The organism is Waltera acetigignens (genome assembly GCF_025567015.1).
In the GTDB taxonomy this organism is placed as follows: domain Bacteria; phylum Bacillota; class Clostridia; order Lachnospirales; family Lachnospiraceae; genus Acetatifactor; species Acetatifactor acetigignens.
Genome location: NZ_JAOQJO010000038.1, coordinates 1 through 4,020, shown reverse-complemented (window position 1 = coordinate 4,020; position 4,020 = coordinate 1). Strand labels below are relative to the sequence as shown.

General features: G+C 39.4%; 6 protein-coding genes and 1 pseudogene. 2 read left to right on the top strand and 5 right to left on the bottom strand.

Annotation, left to right across the window (positions count from 1 at the left end):
• The 4 genes and pseudogenes from OCV96_RS19240 to OCV96_RS19225 form a co-directional block, all read right to left on the bottom strand.
• Positions 1–650: pseudogene (locus OCV96_RS19240) on the bottom strand (hypothetical protein); the annotation flags it as partial.
• A gap of 400 nt (positions 651–1,050) precedes the next feature.
• A complete protein-coding gene (locus tag OCV96_RS19235; RefSeq protein ID WP_118693870.1) occupies positions 1,051–1,482 on the bottom strand; it encodes a hypothetical protein in 432 nt (143 codons plus the stop codon).
• The gene (locus OCV96_RS19230; protein ID WP_262595213.1) at positions 1,475–1,789 is read right to left on the bottom strand and encodes a hypothetical protein; all 315 of its coding nucleotides are present in this window, start codon (positions 1,787–1,789) and stop codon (positions 1,475–1,477) included. The genes OCV96_RS19235 and OCV96_RS19230 overlap by 8 nt, the downstream gene beginning before the upstream one ends.
• 7 nt (positions 1,790–1,796) lie before the next feature.
• The gene (locus OCV96_RS19225; RefSeq protein WP_262595212.1) at positions 1,797–1,970 is read right to left on the bottom strand and encodes a hypothetical protein; all 174 of its coding nucleotides are present in this window, start codon (positions 1,968–1,970) and stop codon (positions 1,797–1,799) included.
• 198 nt (positions 1,971–2,168) lie between these two features.
• Between OCV96_RS19225 and OCV96_RS19220 the strand changes: the two genes are divergently transcribed.
• Positions 2,169–2,450, top strand: a complete 282-nt coding sequence (locus OCV96_RS19220; RefSeq protein ID WP_262595211.1) for a transposase — start codon at positions 2,169–2,171, stop codon at positions 2,448–2,450.
• A gap of 4 nt (positions 2,451–2,454) precedes the next feature.
• Entirely contained in the window at positions 2,455–3,315 is an 861-nt protein-coding gene (locus tag OCV96_RS19215; protein ID WP_262595210.1) for an IS3 family transposase, read from the top strand.
• Here OCV96_RS19215 and OCV96_RS19210 read toward each other — a convergent pair.
• A partial coding sequence (locus OCV96_RS19210) for an RHS repeat domain-containing protein (protein ID WP_317239310.1) occupies positions 3,304–4,020 on the bottom strand: 717 nt, incomplete at its 5' end. The two genes, OCV96_RS19215 and OCV96_RS19210, sit on opposite strands and share 12 nt — an antisense overlap.

Below are 4,020 nucleotides of genomic sequence, written 5' to 3'. Positions count from 1 at the left end.
CACTGGTTCTGGCTGTTGTTCTCCTCCGCATTGGTTGCATTGCCGTAGCCTGCATCATCCGTGCCGTCGGACTTGCTGTTCTTCTTATTGTTGCCCTTCCCCTTACCGTTGCCGTTTCCATTACCGTTATTGCCGGAATTTCCGTTTCCATTATTTCCGCTGCCGGAGTTGTCCTTGTTGTTCCCGTTGCCGTTGCCGGAATTACCCTTCCAGTCGTCATCGGTATGGAGATTGTAGTTCAGTAAGAATACCCGGTTGCCGTCACCGTCATAAGCCGCAGCAAGGAGCAGTTCATCCCCGTCATGCACTGCCGCCAGACGATTCTCTACGGAGTATTCATAAGTCCTGTTCACCTTGTCCGTGCCGATCCGCCCGGTCTCACTGATCCGGTTGCCATCTGCATCATAGTTATAGGCAAGGCTGGTGGTCTTTTTGCCATTGTAGAGCTTTTCAGAGATCAGCTGGTTACTCTCATTATACTCATATCTGTGCCACTCCACAACCGTCCCGTTCAAAGTTTTCTCCATGTAGGTACGGTTACCCATAAGGTCATACTCGAACGTGTAGACGCAGGTGCCATAATTGTCCTCGGTCTCCGTAGCGGTCAGGAGCTTTCCGGCTGCATCATAGGTAAATGTCCGGTCGGTCACTTTGATAAGATTGTGGTTCTTGTCATACCTACAAAGCAGGAGCTATCCTGCAGCTTACAACTGCCACAAAAATTCTCCTATTTTAAAGTTTTACTTCAACATTACACTTTCTATTTCTTTATATTATACCTTTTGTAACAACGGCTTAGTGTCAAATCAGCAATCTAAAAAGACTTAAAAAACATAAAAAGGAAAAACGCATTATCTTCACCGCATCAAGTGCCATAAAAACAATGCGTTTTAAACTTGATCTACAATTAATTTAAATCAAAAATACAAAATATCTGTTCTAGATACTTCAAACTGAATATATATCCCATTTGACATATCCTTTGGAATTTTGTCTTCATCAATATGTAAATTAAATCTTTTTTGCATATATAAATGATATACTATTAAATTAAATAATATTACAAAAGACATCTTTGTATTCAAATTCAATAGTGCATCTTCTTCGCCTGTTTTCTTCTCTCAATATAGCATTGAAAAAAGAGCCTATTTCGCAATAATATTCTTGAATAATCTCACATTTCCATAATCCATTATTTATCTTATTCAAAAATGTTTTAAAATCGACATCGCTCTCTAAAAAAACAGTTTTGAAGATATTCTTTTTCTTCTCTATAATATGTATATTCATATTATCTATGTCACAATCACAATAACGTATTTGAATGTTTTCTTTCCTCTCATATTTTTTTTCATCTTGCCTGATCCATACTCCGTATTCATTAAACGTAAGACAAATATCGTTTTTTTCATATTTTATTTCTTTCATTACACAATCTGATAATAAAAAATTTTTATGCTTATCAACTATTGATTTATTCATTTGGCAAACTCCATCCATTCTTTAAAATCCATTTTTTTATTGCACTCGTAATTTTAGGAATATTTTTTCCAGTATCATGCCATGTTCCATCCATATTTAATGCTCTGTCATTTTCTCCAAAATGAATGTGTGGCTGCCCTGTATCTGTATGTGGTTTATCCACTCTATCAACTCCCTTAGGTGCTGTCCCTTTTTCAACTTGTTTTTGCATTTGATTTTGACTAGTGAAAGAACTACCACCCTCAGATTCCTTACGATCCGCTCCTTTGGCATCTCTATACTGACGAGAGTCTCCCTGTATAGCCACAACACCATTATATATAGTATACGGCACCATCAACAATTGTAACTACACCATCTAGGGTTATTGCAATTGTTGCCCCAGACGCAACACAAGCCACTCCCGATGCATCAGCAACCACCGTTCCTCCGATTCCGGGAAAAAAGGAATTTAACCCCTCCGCGATCTCCATTGCTCCGGTTGCCATAACAAGGGCATCTCCCGCGCATCTTCCTGCGTAGTACATTGTTCTGTTCGTTGCATCCTTTGACAACTTCTGGACTAATGTTTCTGTTAAGTCTGTGTATTGTTCATATGCAGGTTTACCGGATCTGTGGTGCTAGAATATAAGCATAGACACGAAATGTTGAACAAGCTATACTTATAGAAAAAGGAGTTCAACACAATGGCTAAAAATCAAAAATCATATATCCCAGAGTTTAAACAGCAGATTGTTGATCTGCATTGTAAAGCTGGCAAAGGTGTAACTGAATTAAGCAACGAATATGGCATACCAAAAGGCACAGTCTCTACATGGATTAAAAATCTTGCTCCAGCAATTACTACAGAGGAAGAGACTATTTCTTTAAAGGAATACAAGGCTCTTCAGAAAAAAATGAAAGACCTTGAAATTGAGAATGAAATATTAAAAAAGCTACTGCCATATTCGCCAAAAATCAATAACTGAATACGTGTCCTTTATTCAAGCTAACTTAGACAAGTATACTGTAAAACAGATGTGCTCTGTACTTCAATTTCCTAGAAGCACTTACTATGCTGCATTAAATCATGTTCCTTCAAAAAGAGAACAGGAATATAAGGAATTCAGCGATGAAGTATTATCAATATATAACGAATTTAAGAAACGTTACGGGGCAATTAAGATCCATAGAGAACTTAATGATAGAAATATCCCCTGCTCAGTAAAACGTGTTCAACGTCATATGAAAAAGCTTGAAATTAAAAGCATTGTTGTTAAAAAGTATCAATACCAAAAGAATCAGGGTACAGTTCCTGATGATAAAGAAAATATCCTTAATCGTGATTTTAGTGCTGATACAGTATTTAAAAAGCTTGTAACTGATATCACATATATCCATGTAGTAAATGAAGGATGGACTTATCTTGCATCCGTAATGGACTTATATGATCGCAAAATCATAGGATGGGCATATGGTAAAAATATAACAGCTGAGCTTGCCACACAGGCTGTAAAGAATGCATGCCTTAGTATCCCTGATACAACGGGAATAGTGCTTCATAGTGATCTAGGAAGCCAGTATACCAGTGAAGAATTCGAGAAATACTTACAGGATCAGGGAATGTTACATTCATTCAGCAGGAAGGGTAACCCCTATGATAATGCCTGCATCGAATCCTTCCATTCTGTATTAAAAAAGGAAGAAGTATACACAACTACATATTACACATTTGAGGAGGCTAAATCAGCACTCTTTGAATATATAGAGTCATTCTACAACCGAAAAAGGCGCCATAGTGCTCTTGATTACAAGACACCACAACAGGTTGAAGATGAGGCTTTAGCAGCCTAAGAAATAATTCTCTCGGCATATGTTATGCTGGGAGAAAAGTTCAACTTTTTGTGTCCAAAGTATTGACATAGATCCACTGACTCGTATGCCAAACATTCTTTCCAGCATTTCTCCAACCGCAATAACACCTGCCATTTTGTCCATGTTTGACTTTGATATCGATCCGGAAACCCCACTTGAAAATGAATTCACCGCTATTATCAGTTCATGTCCCAAGCTGTCAATCTTGCGGTATCCGGCCAGTATTTTATCAGAAGCATTCTCGAAACTGTTTCCGCTCGGATCCGTATAATTCAGATAGCTGCTCACGCAGTAATTATACCTGTTAAGCGTCAGCGGTTCTGTCAGGCTGCCGAGGTAGCTGTCTTCGGTGAGGAAGGTCGCTGTTACCACGCAGTAGTACCTTGCTCTCAGATACTGGCTCTCGATATTCGGATTGTAGGACTCTCCGTTATAGGCATATTCGTTCTCATACTGCGGAGCACCGAAGGTGATCTCTCCGGTGACACTGTAACGGTAGGACTGGTAGACCTGTCCCTCTTCATTGGTGATGCCGGAGACGCTTCCCCTGGCATCGTAGAGGTAGTAGCCGGTGCTGCCATCGAAGCGGTCAAGGGAGATCCGGTCGAATCCGCCGTTTATCTCCGCTCCGTAGATATAAGAGGTATCCGTCTTACCATTGATGTTCTGCTCGACCAGTACCTC

Excerpts from the sequence above, each read along its gene's own strand:
- OCV96_RS19220 (WP_262595211.1), top strand. The coding sequence starts at position 2,169 with ATGGCTAAAAATCAAAAATCATATATCCCAGAGTTTAAACAGCAGATT.
- OCV96_RS19235 (WP_118693870.1), bottom strand. The coding sequence starts at position 1,482 with ATGAATAAATCAATAGTTGATAAGCATAAAAATTTTTTATTATCAGAT.
- OCV96_RS19225 (WP_262595212.1), bottom strand. The coding sequence starts at position 1,970 with ATGGCAACCGGAGCAATGGAGATCGCGGAGGGGTTAAATTCCTTTTTT.